This is a genomic window from Yersinia rohdei ATCC 43380, from assembly GCF_000173775.1.
GTDB classification, from domain to species: domain Bacteria; phylum Pseudomonadota; class Gammaproteobacteria; order Enterobacterales; family Enterobacteriaceae; genus Yersinia; species Yersinia rohdei.
Genome location: NZ_ACCD01000084.1, coordinates 1 through 588, shown reverse-complemented (window position 1 = coordinate 588; position 588 = coordinate 1). Strand labels below are relative to the sequence as shown.

The following is a 588-nucleotide window of genomic DNA, read 5'->3' as shown; positions in this document are numbered from 1 at the left end:
GCGAGAAGCAGCAACAAAATGTCGCTGACCTGAGTCGTGACGTCGAACACGCCAACAATGCCCTCTCCCCTATTTTCGACAAAGAGAAAGAGCAAAAACGGCTGCGTGAAGCCCAGTTGATTGGCGAGATTGGCAGTCAGGTCAGTGATATTGTGCGCACGCAGGGCGATATCAACGGCCTGAAGGCGGCGCAAGAAAAACTCGGCCCATTGAAGGAAAATGCCACCGAGAAAGAGCGCGCAGCCTATATGGCAGAGTTGAGAGACTCTGATGCCTATAAAAAAGTGATGAAAGAGTACGGCACCGGCAGTACATTGCAGCAAGGAATACAAGCCGCTACTGCTGCCATACAGGGGCTGGCCGGTGGCGATATGGCGAAAGCATTGGCTGGGGCTTCTGCACCGTATCTGGCTGAAGTTATTCACAATATGACTACCGATGCTAACGGTAAGGTCAACACCGAAGCTAATCTGATGGCGCACGCGGTATTGGGTGCTGTCATGGCGCAGATCAACGGCAACAGTGCGCTGGCGGGGGCTTCAGGTGCAGTGATGGGTGAGTATATCGCCCAGCAGATGTACCCAGGGG

The 588-nt window shown here is 53.9% G+C and carries 1 pseudogene; it reads left to right on the top strand.

The features are described 5' to 3' along the window. Positions 1-588 (top strand): annotated as a pseudogene (locus tag YROHD0001_RS0119155) (VENN motif pre-toxin domain-containing protein); the annotation flags it as partial.